Source organism: Paraburkholderia sp. J11-2 (genome assembly GCF_905220185.1).
Lineage (GTDB): Bacteria > Pseudomonadota > Gammaproteobacteria > Burkholderiales > Burkholderiaceae > Paraburkholderia.
The window spans coordinates 45,447-65,630 of record NZ_CAJMYY010000020.1; the positions used below are offsets into that span (position 1 = coordinate 45,447).

Annotated in this window: 16 protein-coding genes; 7 read left to right on the plus strand and 9 right to left on the minus strand. The window is 62.6% G+C overall.

The features are described from left to right. The first annotated feature begins 141 nt into the window (after positions 1-141). Positions 142-1,002: a 3-keto-5-aminohexanoate cleavage protein gene (locus U5A57_RS26090; protein ID WP_321914516.1), complete on the plus strand. Its 861-nt coding sequence runs from the start codon at positions 142-144 to the stop codon at positions 1,000-1,002. A gap of 179 nt (positions 1,003-1,181) precedes the next feature. On the opposite strand, the gene U5A57_RS26095 is transcribed toward U5A57_RS26090, so the two are convergent. The 3 genes from U5A57_RS26095 to U5A57_RS26105 all read right to left on the minus strand — a co-directional run bounded on the left by U5A57_RS26095 (position 1,182) and on the right by U5A57_RS26105 (position 4,356). Further along, positions 1,182-2,480, minus strand: coding sequence for an MFS transporter (locus U5A57_RS26095; RefSeq protein ID WP_321914517.1), 1,299 nt, complete (start codon positions 2,478-2,480; stop codon positions 1,182-1,184). 96 nt (positions 2,481-2,576) lie between these two features. Continuing rightward, positions 2,577-3,509, minus strand: a complete 933-nt coding sequence (locus tag U5A57_RS26100; RefSeq protein ID WP_321914518.1) for a 3-keto-5-aminohexanoate cleavage protein — start codon at positions 3,507-3,509, stop codon at positions 2,577-2,579. Positions 3,510-3,573: 64 nt separating this feature from the next. After that, a complete protein-coding gene (locus U5A57_RS26105) occupies positions 3,574-4,356 on the minus strand; it encodes an SDR family oxidoreductase (protein ID WP_321914519.1) in 783 nt (260 codons plus the stop codon). A 95-nt stretch (positions 4,357-4,451) separates the two neighbouring features. On the opposite strand from U5A57_RS26105, the gene U5A57_RS26110 reads away from it, so the two are divergent. The 5 genes from U5A57_RS26110 (at position 4,452) to U5A57_RS26130 (ending at position 9,624) form a co-directional block, all read left to right on the plus strand. Next, complete coding sequence (locus U5A57_RS26110; protein ID WP_321914520.1) at positions 4,452-5,264, plus strand: GntR family transcriptional regulator; 813 nt, start codon at positions 4,452-4,454, stop codon at positions 5,262-5,264. Positions 5,265-5,509: 245 nt separating this feature from the next. Further along, the gene (locus tag U5A57_RS26115) at positions 5,510-6,655 is read left to right on the plus strand and encodes a transporter substrate-binding protein (protein WP_321914521.1); all 1,146 of its coding nucleotides are present in this window, start codon (positions 5,510-5,512) and stop codon (positions 6,653-6,655) included. After that, the gene (locus U5A57_RS26120) at positions 6,652-7,248 is read left to right on the plus strand and encodes an ANTAR domain-containing response regulator (RefSeq protein WP_321914522.1); all 597 of its coding nucleotides are present in this window, start codon (positions 6,652-6,654) and stop codon (positions 7,246-7,248) included. The genes U5A57_RS26115 and U5A57_RS26120 overlap by 4 nt, the downstream gene beginning before the upstream one ends. A gap of 190 nt (positions 7,249-7,438) precedes the next feature. Further along, entirely contained in the window at positions 7,439-8,275 is an 837-nt protein-coding gene (locus tag U5A57_RS26125; RefSeq protein WP_321914523.1) for an acetamidase/formamidase family protein, read from the plus strand. A gap of 8 nt (positions 8,276-8,283) precedes the next feature. Next, on the plus strand, positions 8,284-9,624 hold the full coding sequence (locus U5A57_RS26130) for an APC family permease (RefSeq protein WP_321914524.1): 1,341 nt from the start codon (positions 8,284-8,286) through the stop codon (positions 9,622-9,624). 84 nt (positions 9,625-9,708) lie between these two features. Here U5A57_RS26130 and U5A57_RS26135 read toward each other — a convergent pair whose 3' ends face one another. Together U5A57_RS26135 and U5A57_RS26140 are read right to left on the minus strand one after the other, a co-directional pair. Beyond that, on the minus strand, positions 9,709-11,859 hold the full coding sequence (locus U5A57_RS26135; RefSeq protein WP_415774664.1) for an acetate--CoA ligase family protein: 2,151 nt from the start codon (positions 11,857-11,859) through the stop codon (positions 9,709-9,711). Between the two features lie 9 nt (positions 11,860-11,868). Further along, positions 11,869-13,014 carry an acyl-CoA dehydrogenase family protein gene (locus U5A57_RS26140; protein WP_321914525.1) on the minus strand — a complete coding sequence of 382 codons (1,146 nt, stop codon included), beginning with the start codon at positions 13,012-13,014 and terminating at the stop codon, positions 11,869-11,871. Positions 13,015-13,143: 129 nt separating this feature from the next. On the opposite strand from U5A57_RS26140, the gene gcvA reads away from it, so the two are divergent. Next, entirely contained in the window at positions 13,144-14,067 is a 924-nt protein-coding gene (gene gcvA / locus U5A57_RS26145; protein WP_321914526.1) for a transcriptional regulator GcvA, read from the plus strand. An 8-nt stretch (positions 14,068-14,075) separates the two neighbouring features. Here gcvA and U5A57_RS26150 read toward each other — a convergent pair whose 3' ends face one another. From U5A57_RS26150 to U5A57_RS26165, 4 genes are all read right to left on the minus strand, one after another. Beyond that, positions 14,076-15,437 (minus strand): MmgE/PrpD family protein, encoded by a 1,362-nt coding sequence (locus U5A57_RS26150; protein WP_321914527.1) that lies wholly within the window; start codon positions 15,435-15,437, stop codon positions 14,076-14,078. Continuing rightward, positions 15,434-16,303 (minus strand): alpha/beta fold hydrolase, encoded by an 870-nt coding sequence (locus tag U5A57_RS26155; protein ID WP_321914528.1) that lies wholly within the window; start codon positions 16,301-16,303, stop codon positions 15,434-15,436. Before U5A57_RS26155 ends, U5A57_RS26150 begins: the two co-directional genes overlap by 4 nt. A gap of 4 nt (positions 16,304-16,307) precedes the next feature. Beyond that, positions 16,308-17,618, minus strand: a complete 1,311-nt coding sequence (locus U5A57_RS26160) for an MFS transporter (RefSeq protein WP_321914529.1) — start codon at positions 17,616-17,618, stop codon at positions 16,308-16,310. 206 nt (positions 17,619-17,824) lie between these two features. Then, positions 17,825-20,107 carry an LPS-assembly protein LptD gene (locus tag U5A57_RS26165; protein WP_321914530.1) on the minus strand — a complete coding sequence of 761 codons (2,283 nt, stop codon included), beginning with the start codon at positions 20,105-20,107 and terminating at the stop codon, positions 17,825-17,827. Between the last annotated feature and the right edge of the window lie 77 nt (positions 20,108-20,184).

Sequence of the window (20,184 nt, forward strand, 5' to 3'; positions counted from 1 at the left end):
TGCGATAAACGCGCGCCACGGCCGTTCGAAATATTGCTGTCCGACCGGCGTCAGCCTATCCTTGGGCGACTCGGGCTGCTTGTGTTCAGTGCTCCTTCGGCGCAAATAGCCTGATGTCTGTACATGGAAAAAGGTGTCACGATGAGTTCGACCTTGAAGCAGCCCTGCATCATTTCCGTCGCCATTACGGGTTCCGTGCCGCGCAAGAAGGACAACCCGGCCGTGCCGATTTCGGTGCCAGAGCAGATCGAAAGTACGCACGAGGCCTATGAGGCGGGGGCGACACTCGTGCACCTGCATGTGCGTGACGAAGAGGAGCGCTCCAGTTCCGATCGCAGCCGTTTCGCAGCGCTTCAGGAGGGCATCCGCAAGCACTGCCCGGACATCGTCATCCAGTTTTCGACGGGCGGACGCGGGCGCTCGTTCGAGCAGCGCGGCGCGATGCTCGATTTGCGACCCGATATGGCATCGCTGGCCACCGGCTCGGTGAATTTTCCGACCATCGTCTACGAAAACCCGCCGGATTTCGTGCGCTCGTTAGCGCAGACGATGCTCGACCTCGACGTGAAGCCCGAAATCGAAATCTTCGATCTGGCGATGCTTTACAGCACCGTGGATCTGGTTCAGCAAGGTCTTCTGAAGGAGCCCGTGCACGTGCAGTTCGTGTTTGGCGTGAAGAACGCATTGCCAGCCCGGCGCGAAATCCTTGAATTCGAAGTCGCTCAACTGAACAAGCTGCTGCCGACGGCAACGTGGACTGCCGCGGGTATTGGTCGCCATCAGCTGGAGGTGAACCGCTGGACGCTCGAAATGGGCGGCCACTGCCGCACGGGTCTCGAGGACAACGTGCGCTGGGATAAGGACACGCTCGCGAAAAGCAATGCTCAGTTGGTTGAGCGAGTGGCTGCGCTGTGCGGCGAATTTGGGCGGCCGGTTGCTACGGCGAAACAGGCTCGCGAGATTCTGGCGCTTAGGCCTGTGGGTGATCAGGCGAGTTCGTGATGTTTGCGAGCATTGCAGGACTTTGATCCGCCGGGGCCCGCCCAGCGATCAGGGCGTCTCGCATCCCATGGTGGGTGTCAGCGCGCGCAAACGAAAAATGCCGCCTGGAATGGCGGCATCGTGTTTGCGAGCCTTCGCGTTCGGGTGGCCGTGTTGCAGAACGACCCCTGTGGCGACGCTTATTCGTGCCCCTGCCGCATGAACGGCGCACCGATAGCCGCGACGAGCAGCAGCACCGCGATGACGACGAGTCCGTAGCGCGTGCTGCCCGTGGTCTGTTCGATCACGCCCATGACCGATGGCCCGACGAAGCCGCCCACGAGTCCGCACGTGTTGATGATCGCGAGCCCGCCTGCGAGCGCCGCGCCTTTGAGCCGCGACGACGGGAATACGAACACGATCGACTGCACGACGAAGAACATCAGCGCGGTGAGCGAGAAGCCGACGAGGCCAAGGACCGGCCCGCTCGACGCGGCGAGCAGCATGCCAGCGGCCATGACGACGAGACCGACGACAAGCAGCAGCCGTCCGCGGCGTGCCGTGCTTGCGTATTGGGGCAACCATGCCGCACCTACTGCTGCAACGACCCACGGCAGCGAATTGAGCGAGCCGATCTGCAGCGGGGTGAGCTTGCCATACGTTCCGATAATGCCGGGCAGAAAGAAGATCACCGTATAAATAGCGATCTGGTGGCAGAAGTAAATGAAGATCGCGAGCCACACCTGGCCATCGCGCAGCGCACCAAGGAACGTGTGCCCGCCGGTGGCTGCATGGCTCCCGGTTTCGGTGCCGAGGCGCTGTCGCACCTCCTGCGCCTGCGCCGGGGTGAGCCACGCCGCGGATTCCGGGCCGTCAGGCAGCTTCTTCCAGACCACGAATGCGAGCAGGATTGCGGGCACGCCTTCGATCAGGAACATCCACTGCCAGCCCTTGAAGCCCAGGATCCCGTCCATTTCCAGCAGTGCGCCGCCCAGCGGCCCGCCCACGATATTGGCGAGACACACGCCAAGCAGAAAGTAGCCAATGGCCCGTGCGCGGTCTTCCTGACCAAACCAGTAGGTCAGGTACAGCATCACGCCGGGAAAGAGGCCCGCTTCCGCCGCACCCAGCAGCACACGCATGACGTAGAACGAGACTGGCCCCTGCACGAAGGCCATCGCGGCCGAAAGCACGCCCCACGTCACCATGATGCGCGCGATCCAGAAGCGCGCGCCCACGCGATGCATGATGAGGTTGCTCGGCACCTCCAGCAGGGCATAGGACAGAAAGAAAAGACCGGCGCCCAGCCCATACGCGGCCGCCGAGATGTGCAGATCGACGGCAATGTGCGCCTTGGCAAGCGCAATATTGGTTCGGTCAACGAAGCTGATGACGTAGGCCAGCACGAGCAACGGCATCAGCTTGCGAAACAGCAATGCGGTCAGTGTGCGATCGGCCGGGCGCGACAGCGAGGCGCCGCAAGCATGAGCGGTAGGCATGATCGGAAGTCTCCAAGGCACGCCGGCGGCTTGTGCCGGCGTGGCGACCCGGGTGGTCAGTTGAAAGGGGCGGTCGGGACAGGCAGCTCAGTAGATTCAGAACGCCGTGTCCCTCGCGCCCTTCAGTTCCAGTATGTCGCGTGCTTCGGCAGGCGTTGCCACATCGATGTTAAGGGCGTCGAGCACGGCGCGGATGCGCAAGACCTGTTCCGCGCTCGACGCGGCGAGCTGGCCTGGCCCGATCCAGAGCGAATCCTCGAGACCCACGCGCACGTTCGAGCCCATGGCGGCGCCAATGGTCGCGAGCGGAATCTGGTTGCGTCCCGTACCGAGGACCGACCAGCGAAAGCGCTCGCCAAACAGGCGTTGCGCTGTCCGGTGCATGTGCATCAGGTCCTCGGGGTCCGCGCCAATGCCGCCGAGAATGCCGAACACCGTCTGCACGAACACGGGGCCCGTCACGAGACCCCGGTCGACGAAGTGCTTGAGATTGTAAAGATGGCTGATGTCGTAGCACTCGAATTCGAAGCGGGTGCCGTTCGCCGCACCGATACGCAGGATGTTCTCGATGTCCTGATAGGTGTTCTTGAAGATGAGGTTGCGGCTGTTTTCCAGATGCTCGCGCTCCCAGTCGTGCTCGAAATCCTTGAATCGCTCCAGCATCGGGAAGAGGCCGAAGTTCATCGAGCCCATGTTGAGCGACGCCAGCTCTGGCTTGAAGGTGGTGGCCGGACGCATGCGTTCCTCGACAGTCATATGCGGACTGCCGCCCGTGGTGATATTGATCACCGCGTCGGTGGCCGCGCTGATCTTCGAGAGGAACGGGCGAAACAGTTCGGGGTCCTGAGAGGGCCGCCCATCGCGCGGGTCGCGCGCGTGGAGGTGCAGAACTGCAGCACCGGCGCGAGCGGCGTCGATGGCTGCCGTGGCGATCTCGTCGGCGGTGACGGGCAGATGCGGCGACATGCTCGGCGTATGGATCGCGCCGGTGGGCGCGCAGGTGATGATGGCTTTGGCTCGCTTGGCCATGGGGTCTCCTTGCTCTTCCTGATTGGGGTGGGGCGGCTGCCCGGTTCGACGTGAGCGCGACGACCTAGCTGAGTGCCTGCGTGAGGCCGTCGACGACGAGTTCCTGGCCGTGCACGTTCGCGGCCTGATCGCTGCAGGCAAAGCGCACCATGCAGGCGATGTCGCGCATGGTCACCATGCGGCCCAGTGCGGCCTGCGAGGTGTAGCTGCGCGTCACGTCCTCGAGCGGCTTGCCGAGCGAAGCCGCCTTGGCCGCGATCACGGCGCGGATGCGTGGGCCGTCGACGGCGCCGGGCAACACGGTGTTCACACGAATGCCCTGCGGCCCGAGTTCGAGCGCCAGCGACTTCGTAAAGCCCACCACGGCCCACTTCGAGGCCGAGTAGGCCGAGCGCCCCGGCATGCCCAGATGTCCCGCTGCCGACGAGAGGTTCACGATTGCCGGCGCGCGACCGTTGCGCAAGCGCGGCACCGCGGCCCGCGCGCAGAGGAACTGGCCGGTGACGTTGACGGCGAGCGTGCGTTCCCAGTCGGCAAGCGTCAGCGTTTCGACACCGCCGGTCGGGCCGGCCACGCCCGCGTTGTTGACGAGCACGTCGAGACCGCCGAGCGTTGCGTCAATGCGCTCGAAGAGCGCCGCGACGTCGCCTTCGTTCGAGACGTCCGCCTTGATGGCGAGCACGCCGGGCAACTCGGCCGCGATGCGCTCCAGACTTTGCCCCGCAACGTCGCAGACGGCCACGCGCGCACCCGCTTCCACGAAGGCTCGCGTGATTTCCAGTCCGATGCCGTCCGCGCCGGCCGTGACCAGCACGCGTTTGCCGACAAGCGATTCATCCTTCCACATGTGTTCTCTCCGTCAATAGATCGTGACCGGATTGAATGTTATAACTGTGATCACAGATCTCATATCGGGCATACCCTATGTGCTATGATCTGCTCATGGCTCTGAACGAACTCGTGACCCCGCTGACGCGCCAAACGCTCAGCCGTGACGTCTACGCGCAACTGCGCGAACTCCTGATTACCGGCCAGATGATGCCGGGCGAGCAGATTTCGCTGCGCAATATCGCAACGGCGCTTGGCGTTAGCGTGATGCCGGTGCGTGAGGCGGTGCACCGGCTGGTGGCCGAGCAGGTGCTCGAGCTCACACCCAACCGGGCGTTGCGCGTATCGACCATGAGCATCAGCCAGTTCGGCGAGATCACGCAGATCCGCGTGAACGTGGAGGGCCTCGCAACGGCACAGGCGGCCGCACGGATCGGGAAAGAAGACCTGTCGCGCCTGCAGGCGCTGCACGAACGCTTTGCCGAAGAAATGCAAAAGGCGAAGCCCGACGGTGCGAAGGTGATCGCGATGAACCAGGCGTTTCACTTCGCCGTCTACGAAGCGGCGCGCATGCCCATGCTGCTGCAGATGATCGAGACGCTGTGGCTGCGCATCGGGCCGATTCTCAACTACGACCTGCGCTCAGGTTCGAAGCGCGTGGGCGAGCGCGTTGCCGTCAAGCACCACGACAAGCTGCTCGACGCGCTGCGCAAGGGCGACGGCGACGCGGCCTGCGCGGCGTTGCGCGGCGATATCGAAAGCGCGGCGGCTTATATCGTGTCGGCGGGCGTGCTGCTCAGCGCGGATGCCGGCGGGGCGGTCCCGGTTGCGGCATCGAGCGCCAAAGTGGCAAAGCCGCCAAAGCGGGCAAATCCGGCAAAGCCGCCGCGGGCTGCGCGTGCGAAGGCCGAGTCGTCCGACGCCTGAGCGCAAGCTGGAGGGGCCGCCCGAATGTGCTGCCTGCGGGAAGGGTTATTTCCTATTGGATACACTCGCGCTTTTGCTTTATCATCCGCTCGCGTTGTTGCGTGAGCAACGATTTTGCTGAATAGCTGAAAACGCAAAGCATGGCGACGTTAGGCCTTTAAGACTTTGTTTCGCTGAAACAGGCACCGAAGCCTGAACCTGCCATGAATGGCGGTTCAGGCTTTTTTTATTGCGAGAACAATAACTTGACGCTTGAAGACGTTCCGATTGGATTGCTATGGTCGAGCAAAGGCACTTACGAGTGCCTGGGCCGCAGCTCGCTCGCCGGTGCGAGGCATGCTATCGATCGTATCAACCGCTCGGGCCGTTATGGATTCCGTTTGTGCGCGCGCGAATACGATCCGCGAGGCGGGGCCGAAGCCTATCGCGACGGCGCGGCCGCTTTGCTCGAGCAGGGCGTGCGGCATATCTTCGGCGCATCGACGTCTGCGAGCCGCAAGGACATCATTCCCGACCTCCAGCAGCACGGCGCGCTGCTCTGGTATTCCTGTTCCTACGAAGGTTTCGAGAGCAACGAAAACGTCGTTTATCTGGGCGCCACGCCGAATCAGGCTCTGCTGCCCCTGCTGCGATACGCTCTGCACGCATACGGCAAAACCGCCTTCCTGATCGGCTCGAACTACGTCTGGGGTTGGGAGAGCAACCGCATTACGCGCGAAGTGCTGCAGATATCGGGCGGCGAGGTGCTGGGCGAACGCTATCTGCACCTTGGTTCGACCACGGGTATCGACGAACTCGTCGACGCACTCCTGGTCCGTCCGCCCGCGTTCGTTCTCAACAATCTGGTTGGCGAGTCGTCATATGCGTTCCTGCAAACGCTCGATGCAGCGAGCCAGCGCCTCGGACTGCGCCTGCCCGTGCTCAGTTACGACCTGACGGAAGCCGAACTGGAGAAGATCGGTCCGCTGGAGGCGCTGTCGCTCCTGACGGCCGGTCCGTTTTTCGAAGAGTCCGCGCCGGAATTCACGCGGCGGCAGTACGCTGGGCACGGGCAAATGCGGCTGTCCCACTTTTACACCGGCGCGCATGTCTCGATCGAACTCTTTGCAGAGGCGCGTGCGGCGTGTGGCAACGACGACCCGGGCCAGTTGCTTGCCTGGCTCTATGAGAGGCCTGTTGCAACCTCAATCGGCGCGATCCAGCTTTGCTCACGCAATAACCACGGTGCGCTGCCTTGCCATATCGCCGAACTCGCGGGCAACCGTTTTCGCATCGTTCACACCGAACCTCATCCGATCGAGGCGGACCCGTATCTGACCCAAACCGACTTGAGAACCTTCGAAAGCTTGTCGGTCGATTCGACCCGCCCGCGTTTAAGAATCGTGAAATGAAGCCGACCATCAACGCACCAGACTTCGGACACCAGCGCGTCGCGCTGGTCGACTGCAGCGAACGCCATCTGGCCAGCCTCGAAAAGAGTCTTCAGCGGCTCGGTATCCGCTGGTTCACCGTGCACGGCGACACGCCAGCGTCAATCGACGATTGCTTCGCCGCCATCGTCGAACTGGACACATTCAACAGTCCATCCGTTGCCGAGCGCCTGCGTGCACAGGGCGTGCCGATCTGTGCGTTGACGCGCCAGGAAACGCTTTCGCAGATCCAGCGCGGTGTGGCGCTCGGCGCCACGGCGATGCTGCATCCGCCGATCACGCAGGGCGCGGTCTATACCGCACTCATGATGGCGTTTGCGCTCGGCGAGCGGATTAGCGCACTGCAGGCGCGAAACACCGGGCTGCAGAAAAAGATCGAGGGCTATCCGCTCGTCGCGCAGGCCGTTGCATACCTGGTCGGGAAACACAGCCTCACCGAGAAAGAAGGCTACGAACGGCTGCGTTCGAGCGCAATGGCCACGCATCGAAGCATCGTCGAGGTGAGCGAGGAAATTCTCCGTCACGCAGCCGCCGTGCGCCTCGCGTCATCATGAACGACTGAGGGCGAGCCGGAAGGCAACGGAACCAGAGAGGCCTCGGTAATCAGTAATCCTATATACGTCTAACTTTGCTTGGCTAATAGGCGCTATCGCCCGTTGAGAAATGAAAGAGAAAGGAATCGTTGTGCATCGAGTTAGCAGAAACCACCTCATCTATGCAATGGGCCCGGGGAACGCTCCCGCTTTGACCGTAAAGGACGGCGAGCGGGTCGTATTCGAGACCTGTGATTGCTTCGAGGATCAGATCCGATCCGCCGACACACCGTACACCGGGCTCGACTGGAGTCGCATCAATCCGGCGACGGGCCCGGTCTATGTGGACGGCGCGCAACCGGGGGACGTCCTCGCCGTTCAGATCGAACGAATCGTACTTGGCAAGCAGGCGGTCATGATGACGGCGCCGGGCCTCGGAGTCTGCGGCGATGAGATCACGGCGCCGTCGATCCGCGTGATTCCCGTGGAAGGTGGCTTCGGCACGCTGCCCCAAGGCGTACGCGTGCCGCTCAACCCGATGATCGGTGTCATCGGCACGGCCCCGTCCAGTGACTCAGTGTCATGCGGCGTTCCGGACGCGCACGGCGGAAACATGGACTGCAAGATCATCACTGAAGGCACGACCCTTTATCTGCCAGTCAACGTGCCCGGCGCACTATTGGCACTGGGCGATTTGCATGCCGCCATGGGAGACGGCGAAGTCTCCGTTTGCGGGATGGAGATAGCCGGCGAAGTCACCGTCAGCATTTCAGTGCTCAGGGACCGTGTGCTCCCGACACCGATGGCCCAGACGGCGGACACCCTCTATACGATCGCATCCGCTCGTTTGCTGGATGACGCAGCCAATCTGGCTGCGCGCAATATGGTCAGCTTCATTGCAGGTGAGACGGGGCTCTCGACAGATGACGCAGTCAATTTGCTGTCAGTCGCCGGCGATCTGCAAATCTGTCAGGTCGTTGACCCTCAGAAAACATGCCGCTACGCACTGCCCAAATCGATCGCGGAGCAGCTCGGAATCGTCCTCTAGGAAACACTATGTCAATCGAAAGAGAATTCGGATATACGCAGGAGCTCAAGCGCGCACTCACCGTTTGGGATCTGGTCATCTACGGGATGATTTTCATGGTGCCAATCGCGCCATTCGGTGTCTTCGGCTACGTTTATCAGGACGCGCGAGGCATGGTGCCGCTCGCCTATCTGATTGGCATGGTCGCGATGTTCTTCACCGCCATGAGTTACTGGGCGATGTCACGGGCATTCCCGGTTGCTGGCTCGGTTTACGCCTACGCCCAACGTGGCATTCATGAGACGGTTGGCTTCTTTTCGGGCTGGCTGATCCTGCTTGACTATATTCTCGTTCCGGCGCTTCTGTATCTCGTGAGCGCCGAGGCGCTGCGGCCGATCCTCCCGCAAGTGCCGGACTGGCTGTGGCTAGTGGGATTTATCGGCATCAACACGCTGATCAACTTCGTTGGCGTAGAGTTCACCGCGAAGGCGAACCGGTACATCCTCGTGGCTGAAGGCATCATCCTCGCCGTGTTTATCGTGCTGGGTCTGATTGCACTCTATTCGGGCGATCATCCCACGGGTCTCACATTGAAACCGCTCTACGATGCGGACAAGTTCAGTGTGTCAGTGGTGGTCGGAGCCGTATCGATCGCGGTCCTTTCGTTTCTGGGATTCGACGGCATTTCTACTTTGTCCGAGGAGAGCAGGGACGGGGTTGACAGCGTAGGTAAGGCATCGCTTTGGGCCCTGCTGGTGGTGGGCTCGCTATTTATCCTGCAGACGTGGGTTGCGGTCGATCTTGCGCGTGGAACGACGTTCTCCAGTACCGATGGGGCGTTCTATGACACGGCGGCGATTGCAGGCGGCCCCGCGCTGCGCTACGCGACCATTTGGGCCACGGCGCTTTCGTGGGGCATTGCCAACGCGCTTGTCGCGCAAGCGGCCATTTCGCGGATCTTGTTCGCGATGGGTCGTGATCGCAAGCTGCCACACGTGCTCTCCAAGGTTCATCCCAAGTACCAGACGCCTTACGTGAGCACGATTCTCGTCGCGGTTGTGTCGCTTGTGGTCGGCCTCGCTTTCCTCGGGCGGATCGATGAACTCAGCAGCATCGTCAACTTTGGCGCGTTGACGGGTTTCTTCGTACTGCATCTGTCGGTCATTAATCACTTCATGATCCGGCAGCGATCGAAGCGATGGATGCTCCATCTGGTGTTCCCGCTCATTGGCCTTTTTATTATCGGCTACGTCCTGTTCCTGATGGACTGGCGAGCAAAGGCGATCGGCCTGGCCTGGCTAGCGGCCGGAGTTGTCTACTACCTTGTCAACACCCGTCTGTTCCGGCGAGGCGTCAGTATGGAGCTGTGACGTGCGCCTGGCGACTTTGCCTGGCTCGGGCGCACCAGGCGGGAAAACCTGGTGCGTCTGAACGCCCGTCACGCGCGCCATGCTTCATTGTTTGATGCGCACTAACGCATCGACAGCCAGTACGCCGTCGCCTTCACGCCTGATCATCACGGGATTGACTTCGGCTTCGACGACACAAACATCGGGAAGGGTGGCCAGTCGAGACATGGCCACCACCGCTCTGGCGAGAGCATCCATGTCGCCGCGTGGTTTGCCTCGATAGCCCTCGAGCGCGCGCAGTCCCTTGACTTCGGCAACCATCGCCCGTGCTTCGTCGAAATCGACGGGCGCCAGCCGCAACGCTCGATCGCGGTAAAGCTCGGTATAGACGCCGCCGGCCGCGAGCATGACGACCGGGCCCACCTGCGCATCGAGCCGATAGCCGATCAGCGCCTCGCCGAGGCCCCGGGTCATCGGTTGCACGAGGACGCGCTCGACCGCGACATCGGGCACGTGCTTTCCCACGTTCTCGACAATGCGAGCAATTGCTGCGCGCAACTGGGCGCCGTCGCTGATACCGAGTTCGACACCGCCAACATCCGTCTTGTGAGGCAGCCGCTCAGAGAGAACTTTGACCGCGAGCGGGTAGGCAAGACCTTCGGGCAACGCTGCGGCTTCGCTGACTGAGATGGCTGATGCCGGTGCATGCGCAACACCCACTCGAGCGAGCTGCTCGTACGCCACGAGCTCGTCGAGCAGTAAGGCATCCTCATATTTCGTAGTGCTTTTCTCCTCCGCGTTTTGCCGCGAGAAGGGCTTCGGCGCGCGTCTCGATGCTGCGGCGGCGATGGCATCGGCGCAAGCCTCAGGGGTCCGAAAACACGGCACGCCCGCTTCAGTCAGTCGCAGCAGCGCCTCCGGCGCTTCTGGCACGACAAACGCGGCCAGCGGGAGCAACGCCGGGTCAGCCGTCCCGCTATCGATAATCGGGCGAACCACGAGTTCTGGTGCGAAGCGAGCGGAAGATCCTGCGACGGCAATGACGAGATCGAATTCCGGTGCCGTACGAAGCACACGGAGCGCGGCGCTCATGACGTCATAACGGGTGCCCGCAAGTGTCAGGTCGACGATGCGCCCGCTGGACACGTCCACGCCCGCACTCGCGAGCCGCGCGAAGGTTTCTTCACGGGGCTGCACGACATCGATGCCGCGAACACCCAGTTGATCGACCACCATGGCCGCGCCGCCGCCGGTCGTGGTCACCACCGCGACACGCGGCACGCGCGCAGCTTCGCGGGAGCGGGGCAACGGCATTTGCCGGAGCAGGGGGAGACTTTCGAGAAATGCTTCGAGCGTGTCGACGCGAGCGATGCCGCAATCCTTGAGGAACGCGTCGGCAACATCGTCTTCGCCGGCCAGCGCGCCGGTGTGGGAGACAGCAAGCTCTGCTGCCGCCGCGGAGCGCCCCAGTTTGTAGGCCACGACGGGCTTCCCGCGCTCGGCCGCCGCCAGGGCGAAGGCGCGCAGTTTGTCGGCATGACGCAGCGTTTCGAGAAAGAGCATGTAGCCGGTGATGGCGGGGTCGTCGAGCGTTGCGGCGCAGATTTCGCCAACGCTCAGGTCGACTTCGTTGCCAACGGAAACCAGACCCGCAAAGCCAACGCCTTTGGCTTTGCCGCGCGAGAGCAGGCCGCCGATCATGCTGCCGCTGTGAGAGGCCACAAACACGCCGCCAACAGGAAGATCCGGCTCGGCAAAAGCGGCATTGGCCGTCAATGCGAGCTTGGTGCGCACGTTCACCATACCGAGACCGCTCGGCCCGAGAACACGAATGCCCGTGCGCGCGACGATGTCACGCACGCGCTGTTCGCGTGCTGCGCCGTCCGGGCCCGTCTCAGAGAAACCCGCGGCGAGAATGGTGGCCACGGGAATGCCGAAGTTCGCACATGCCTCGAGCGCGTCGATTGCGGCTTCCGTTGGCGTGAGGATGAACGCGTGCTCCGGAATTTCGGGCAGATCCGAGACACGATGCCAGGCGCGTTCCCCCTGCACAACGTCGCGGTTCGGGTTGATCGGGTAAATGCGCCCTTCGTAGCCCGCCTGCCGGATAAAGCGCAGCGGTCTGCCCGCCGTCTTTGCCGGGTCGTCCGATGCCCCGATCAGCGCGACGCTTTCGGGCGCCAGCACACAGCGTGCGAGGGATATGTCACGTACGGCAGTGCGGGGAGTCGGCTCCATCGTCTCATTCATGCTCATGTTGTCCCTTCACTTGCGCGGGTCGAAACGGCGTTCGAACACGCCTTCGGCGATACGGTTCTTGAGTACTTCGATCGATCCACCAGCAATCATCCAGCCGCGCGTTCGTCGCACGCAGTATTCCACCAGCGACTCCTGACTGTAGCCCATGCCACCCATCACTTGAAGCGCCTCGTTCGAGACCTCCCAGCCGGCCAGGTTGCATGCGAGCTTGGCAAGCGCCGTGTCGTTGGGCGACGGCAGCGTGCCGCGCGCAACGTTTGCGGCCTTGTAGAGCAGCAATTGAGCGGATTCCAGCTTGAGTGCCATATCGGCGAATTTCCACTGAATGCCCTGAAACTCGCACAACGGGTGGCCAAACTGCTCCCGCATGGCAGCATGCTCGCGCGCGAGATTGAACGCGTGACGGCCCAGGGCCAGAGCCCGTGACGCATTGCCTACGCGCTCGACATTAAAGCCGGAGATCTGCTTCTTGAAGCCGCCTGGCCCGAGCAGGACGTTCTCGGCCGGAATGCGGCATTCCTCCATGTACAACTGCGACCACGGTTCGCCGCTCATGAAGCAGGACGGATTGCCGACCGTGAATCCAGGTGTGCCTTTTTCGATCAGAACCGAGCCGATGTTGCCCGTTCCCGGCCCGAAGCGGCAGTAAATCAGGAAGAGGTCGGCCTCGGGGCTGTGTGTCGAGAAGATCTTCGTGCCGTTGATGACGTACTCGTCGCCTTCTTCGCGCGCGGAGGTGCGCAGTTCGGTGACGGCCGAACCCGCGCCGGGCTCGGTCATGCCGAGCGCGATGACCTTGCGTCCGCTGAGCAGATCCTTGAGGTAGCGGCGCTTCTGTTCCGCGCTCGCATACTCGACGAAAGTGCGAATCGGACCGAAGTTGCCGGCCTGCACGACGTCCGCGCTCTTGGGGCAGACCAGTGCGATTTCCTGGATCGCGATGACGGCGTCCATCAACGTTCCGCCCTGGCCGCCGTCCTCCTCGTCCATCGTAATGCCGAGCAAGCCCTGTTCGGACAGTAGCCGCGCTACGTCGAACGCGTAGCCGGGTTCGTGGGCCCGCCGCAGCGCGCCTTGCGCAAGCGTGTCTTTCGCGAACCGGCGCACGGCGTCTGCAAAGGCGGTTTGCTCCTCAGTGAACTGGAAGTCCATGGTTCTCCTCTTCGTCTCCAGGTACGTGTTCATCGTGAGGTCATTATTCCCGCCGCGAGATTGACACACTACTTCGCATACGGTACGTTGATGTGAGTTTTTGGAACACCAATTCCCGGATAGTCAGCTATGTCCCGCACGGTTCCTCCGCTCAACCCGCTACACGTATTCGATGCCGTTGCGCGTCTTGGCAGCCTCACGAAGGCCTCGGCCGAGCTGTGCGTCACGCACTCGGCGGTGAGCCGGCAGCTCAGCACGCTCGAGCAATATCTCGGCGTCACGTTGTTCGAGCGCGAGCCTCGCGGCGTGAGGCTCACGAAGGCGGGCGCGACTTATCACAAGGCGGTGGGGCCGGCGTTCGCCGCCATTGCGGCGGCAACGGAAAGCATCGTTGGGAGTGCGGAGGGCGAGGCGCTGCGGCTCAATGTCTACACCACGTTCGCAGCGAAGTGGCTCATGCATCGCCTGCAACGCTTCGAGCAGCGCTATCCCAACATTCCCGTCGAGATCAGCACGACCGTTGCGCCGATGAACTTCAATGAAGTCGAGGCCGATGCGGCGATCCAGTTCGGCGACGGCAACTGGCCTGGCATCCAGAGCGAGCATTTGTTCGACGATGTCATCGAGCCTGTTTGCAGCCCGGCGTTGTTGCGTGACGGGCCGCCGCTGAAGACGTTTTCGGACCTCGCGAAACACCGGCTGCTCCAGTCGCGCTATCGGCGTCAAGACTGGTTCGACTGGCTGCGCGCCGTGGGGCGCAGCGATCTCGAAGCGCTCGTGAAGCAGCAGCGCGGCGGATTTCAGAACTCTCTGCTCGCCTATCAGGCGGCGATCGAGGGTCTCGGCGTGGTGATCGGGCAAACGCGTCTGCTCGCCAACGATATCGCCTCGGGCGCGCTGGTATGTCCGTTCAACCGCCCGGTGAAGCGAAAGCTGGGTTATTACCTTCTGGTTGCCGAAGGCCGCAGGCCGTCGCGCAAGATCGCAGCATTTCGCTCGTGGCTCATGGACGAAATCTCTGCCATGCCAAAGATCGAAGGCATGGCAGAGTGATGGGGGGGCTACGCTTGCAATGCAACGAGCCTGGCAAGTGCGAGATCGGTGACACGATGTTCGTCGATGCGCCAGAGCTGATCGAGCAGCGCTCGCGCAGCGGCTGTGCCGATGACCGGCGTTGCCAGTTCGGTGAACTTGGCGTCGAGTTCGGCGTCCGTGAGCGGAGCTTCGGGATCGCCTCGGCGATAAGGAGCAAAAGTCTCGACCATGCGGCCATCGTCGAGCGTCACGGCCACACGCGCTGCGCGCTGTTTCGGGAATGCGGCTGTTAGCGCCGGATCGGCGACCAGTTCGACTTTTTCCATCAATGCGCGCAGCGGCGCCTCGGCAAGCCGTGCGGGCTCGAAAGCGCTGAGCCGCACCGAGCCGTATATCGCCGCGTGGCTCATGACGTAGGGCAGGCTGAAACGCGCCTCAAAGGCCGTTCGCGGATCGCGAATGCCGGCCACCTCGAGCGCCGCACCGTACGTGCGCACGGTGATATTGCGGATCGCGCCGGCCGTGAAGCCGTGCTCGTGCTTCAGTTCGAGCAGCGCGTCGATGGCGGCGAATGTATGTCCGCAGCAACCGTGATTTTTCTGCGTAATGTGCTCGATGTTGAATCGCACGCCCAGGCCGTCGGTTACGCCGTCCCAGCTCGGCGAGTCGCACAATGCGGCTCCGAAGCCCGCTGCGCCTTCGAGGATGTCGGTCACGCCGGTCAGTCCGGCGGCCGCTCCCTGTGCCGCACGCACGCCCACAGCGGCAGCGTGGCCGGCGTGCAGGGCTTTGGTCATGGCGTCGGAGCGGAATGCCTGCTGGAGGCCCGACGCGAAGGTCGCCGCCGTCGCCATTGCATGACGCGCCGTGTCGCTGGAACCGGGCGCGGCAAGAAGCGCACCCGCTGCGGCGGCGCCGAAACATCCCACCGTTCCTGTCGTATGGAAGAAGCGGTAATGAGCGGGTTGTACCGCGGCGCCTATGCGCGTTGAAACTTCGTAGCCCGCAACAATCGCCTTGAGCAACTGGTCGCCACTTGCGTTTCTGTCTTCGGCTAGCGCGAGTGCTGCGGCCACTGTTGGACAGCCCGGATGGTAGACGGCGTCCCGGAAGATATCGTCGAATTCCACGGCGTGCGAGGTACTGCCATTGATCCAGGCGGCAGTTGCCGGGAACGTGCGTGCCCCGGCGCCCGGCAAGCTCGAACGCGCAAAGCCGAATTCCTCGCTGTGCGCGCGCCGCAGTTGCAGGGCGGGTGCCGTGAGCGTGCCTGGCAGGAGCGCCGCGAACCAGTCGATCAGTGCGCGCTTTGCCGCATGACGGGTGGACGCTGGCAAATCGACTTCCGCTTGTGTGGCGACGTAGTCTGCGAAGGTGTCGAGAATCATGTCTGGAGTCCGGTATCGATGGAACTGGGTGTGCGCTGCCTCGCGCGAATGCGGTCGAGGAAGGCAGTCAGGTTGTCGTTGAACCACGGCGCCGCTTCGAATTGCAGCCAATGAGCGGCGTGGCAAATCGACGAGGTGTTGCATTCCGATATTGACTGCACATAGCGAGCCCGCTGTTCAAGCGCATGGCGCTGGTGGGGATCTTGTGAGCCGAGTGCCTGCCACATTGGCGCGCGCACGCGCCCGAAAAGGGCGCGCGTGGGATGAGTCCGTGCAATGGCGCGCGTTTGCACACGCGTCGCCCGCACATGGTCGGCGGTGAGTCTGCAAAGGTCCTCTGTCACGAGGCGGGCGTCGCATAGCATGATTTGCTCGAGTGAAATACGCACGCCTTGCTCGAGGCCATGCGATTTCGCGACCCGCGCCGCTTCATGTTGAATGTCGGCGAGCCGTGCTGAAACCGGGCCCATTCCGGCCGGATTGACCACGGCAAGCGAGCGCACGCGATGCGGCATTTGCACCGCCATCTGTGCGCCAATACATGCGCCGAACGAAAACGCCGCGACGTCAATCGTACCGATACCAAGGCTGTCGAGCAGGGCAAACAGCTCGCTGGCGGCCACTTGCAACGAGAAGTTGCTCACAGGGCCGGTGCTGCGGCCAAAGCCCGGCAGATCAGGCGCGATGACGCGCGAGTGGGCGCAGAGGGCTTCAATATTCTTCAGCCAGTGGTACCAACCGCCGTGGCCGCCGTGGATCAACAGAAGCGGGGCCCCGCTACCCAGATCGATGTGGCTCAGCGCGCACTCGTCAGCTTGCGTGGTGATCGCGGCGCGCGAAAGGCGCGTGTGCAATGCGTCGATCATGGTGTCAGCGCTCCGAATCTAACGCGATGCCACGCGTCTCCTTCATCCGCACATAGGTGAAGAGGCTGATTGCCGAGCCAATGCAGACATAGATCAGGAACAGGTATTCCTGCTGGCGGCCCTGCAGCCACGTCATCAAATAGGGCGTCGTGCCGCCGAGAATCGCGACGACCAGGTTGAACGGGAGCCCGATACCGAGTGAGCGGATCTCGGCGCCGAAAAGCTCTGCCATGAGCGCTGGCGCAATCGCGGTATAGAGGCCGTACACCACGATGCCGAACATCTCGACCAGAGCGATCGACCAGAATGAGCTGCCCACGGAGAGCACGACGGGGTAGACGAACAGCGTATAGAGCGCCGCCATCACGATGAGTTGCGGACGACGCCCGAAGCGGTCCGAGAGCCAGCCGAAGAGCGGTTGAACCGCGGTGAATGCGATCAGGCTCAACGTGCTCGCCGCGTAGGCGGTCGCCGGTTCCGCGCCCGCGCGGTGAATCGCGTAGACCGGCACGTAGACAATGAACAGATAGAAGGCGAACGCGCCGAGAATGCTGGTGCCGATGAGCGTCCACGTTGGCTTCGCGTATTGCGTGAACAGAATGCGGATCGAGCCTTTGCGTTCCTTGGCGCGCGTGGCGGTGCGCCGGAACGCTTCGGTTTCTTCGACGCGCGTACGCAGCCAGTACCCGAACAGGCCGCCAAACGCACCGATCAGGAACGGGATGCGCCATCCGAAATGCAGCATCTGCTCGTGGGTGAGCGCGCGGTTCAGCACCCAGGCGATCGCCGAGGCGGCGATCAAGCCGATGCCCGTGCCGAAGAACAGGAAGCTGCCGTGAAATCCGCGGCGGTTCGGCGGCGCTGTCTCGGCAAGGAACGAACAGGCTGCGGCGAACTCGCCGCCGACGGAGAGCCCCTGCAATAGCCGGGCAATCGTTGCGATGACCGGGGCGGCGAGACCGATCGCCGCGTAGGGCGGCAATACCGCGAGCAGGAGCGAACCCAGCGCCATCAAGGTGACGGAAATGGCGAGCGCGGTCCGGCGGCCGTGGCGATCGGCGACGGCGCCTAGCAGCCAGCCCCCCGCAGGCCGCATCACGAAGCCGATGGCGTAGACGCCGAACGCGGCGAGCAGCGCGGAGCGCTGATCCGTCGACGGGAACAACTGGGGACCGAAGAAAATGGCGAAATTCGCGTAAATCGAGAAGTCGAACCATTCGATGGCGTGCCCGATACAGCCGGCCATCCGGGTGCGAATGACCGGTGTGGCGCTGCGATATCGGTGTGCGGCCGTATTGGACGGTATATCTGACACTGCTGTCTCCTTGTTGAACCTTACGGGTCCTCGGTCCCTCGACGGGACACCCACTCCGGGGTGTACGCGGGGTTTGTAGAGACAGTCTGGGACGGGCGCTTCAGAAAAAACACTTCATATCGCGCACAGACATGTTCCAAAAAGTCACATTGAAGATTCTGTCGATCATGCGCGCAGCCTGCAACCGTCAACTCGAGAAAACCGCCTTACTCATAGTCCGTGAACTTCGAGACCGGTGCATCGCCGCCCGGCGGTGGCGTATAGCCCGGCACGTTTTCCCTGAACTGATTGAGCAGGCCGTTGTCGATTTTCGACAGACCCTTGAACTGCAACTGCATCAGTACGCGGCTGCCGCTGCTCGGCACCGTGGAACTGGTCTCATTCGTGTATTTTTCGAAGGCAACGCCGATCGACCAGCAATCTGCGTCGTACTGAAAGCCGACCAACCCCGCAATGAGCCGGTGCAAATGCATGTCGTAGTTCACGCGGGCGACGCTGGAAAGCCGGCGGCTCAGCGGCCATTGGCCTGAGACGATGAACTGGCTGACCGGCTCGTCGTCCTCGGACGCGTTGGCGCGCGTATATCGATACGCCATATTCAAGACTTTGCCCGCTGCGGGCGCCCACGAAAAACCCGTGCTCGCATGGGAAAGGTAAGCATTCGCCTCGTCGTATTCGATGGCCTGCTCGGCCTTGAACGCGCTGCTGATGTTGAGCGAGGCACCCGCGATCACGCCCGTGCGGGTCATGTCCGTGGCGGTGCCGTCGGCTTCCAGCGTCACACGCGGCGTGGTGAAATTGTATTGCTGCGCGAGCACGAAGCGTCCTGCCTCCGAACCCGTCGCGGCGTCGATGAAACGTGTGGTGATGGCGGCGGTGACGCGATTGGCATCGGCAACACGGTCATTGCCGACAAAGCTATTGGCCGTGAAGATCTCGGCGAGGCCGAAATCGCTCTCGGCGGTGTCGAACAGCGGCGCGAAGCTCTGGTTCCGGTACGGCGTATAGACGTAATAAAGCCGTGGTTCGAGCGTTTGAATATAGGCGTGGCCGAATAGCGTGATGGAACGCTCGAACGTCATGCCGGAGTCGAGGCTCACCGTCGGCACGTTGACCTGGAAATTGCGCGGCTGTCCGGCCACGGCGTCGCTGCCGAGCGAGGAAAGGTCGTAGGCCGCGAAGTGCCACTGCACTTTGGGTGTGATGTACCACGACGGGCGCACGACGGGCAGCGACACGTAGGGATTGAATACGAAGCGATTGCCCTGCGCAACGTCGCTGCTCGACATCGTGAAGCGCGATGCATCCGCTTCCGCACCGAAGTCGAATCCGTCCACGTTATAGCGCGCGTATTGCACGTTCAATTGCGGCTCGCGGTTGTAGACCGTATCGTTCGAATAGGCCTGCCAGTGCTGCTCGCGCAACAGCACCGACCACGGTCCGTTCGCATAGCGCAGGCCCGCTTCCTGGTCATAGAGTGTCGTCGATCCCAGCAGAAGCTGGTTGTCGGCGTTCAGGTCGGTGGTGACACTCGAATCCGAAACGCGGTTGTAGTTCACGTAGCCGGAGAAGCCGGAGCCGATATTCCAGTCGTGCTTGAGCGAGAGGGAATAGCGGTCGGTCTTCGTGAGTGCGTCGTGCGGCAGAACCAGAGCCGAGAATTCGCCGCTGTAGTCGCTGCCCAGGTAGCGATAGTCGGCGCTCATCATCTCACCACGGCGGCTGATCGTGCGGGGTGTCAGCGTGAGATCGTAGTTCGGTGCGAGATTGAAATAGATCGGCGTCGCCAGGTCGAAGCCACCCGTGGAGCTGAACGAGAACGTTGGCGGCAACAGGCCGCTGCGCCGGTCGTTCGAGAGCGGAAACGAGAGCCACGGGCTCGCGAATATCGGCACGCCCTGAAAGAACAGCACCGTGTTGCGCGCAACGCCGGTATTCGTGCCGTTGTCCATTTCGAACTGCGAGGCGCGCAGGTACCACGCGGGCTCGCCGCTGCATTGGCAGGTCGAATAGGTGCCGTTGTGGATCACCGCGCGCTCGTTGTCGATCAGGTCGGCGCGTGCGGCCGAACCCCATCCGCCATTGATGACGAAGCGGTAGCGCGGCGTGTTGATATAGCCTTGCTCCGCTTCGACGCGCATATGCGCATAGGGTCCAAAGAACGTGATGCCGTTTTGCGTGAGGCTCGCGTGGCCATACGCGTCGGCGGTGTCCGCGTCTTCGAAGTAGTGAATGGAGTCGCCTTTGATGGCCGACGCGTAACGCCGCAACTCGGCCTCCCCATGTAGCGAGAGGTCGGTGTCGGTCGTGCCGTTCATGGACCGGGCGATTGCGGTCGTTGCGGCTTTGTCGCCCGATTGCAGCGGATGCTCCTGCAACTGCGGATCGACGCGCAAGGCCGAGTCGTCGCCGAGCGATGCGGGCTGCGATGCCGTGCCGGAGAGTTGAGCGAGTGCGGCGGGTGGCGCGAATCCGGGCGCGACCAGCAACAGGGAAATCAGCGGCTTTAGACGTAAGCCGCGCAGTGCGTCACGCAGGATCAAGATAGGCCAGGGAAACCAGGGTT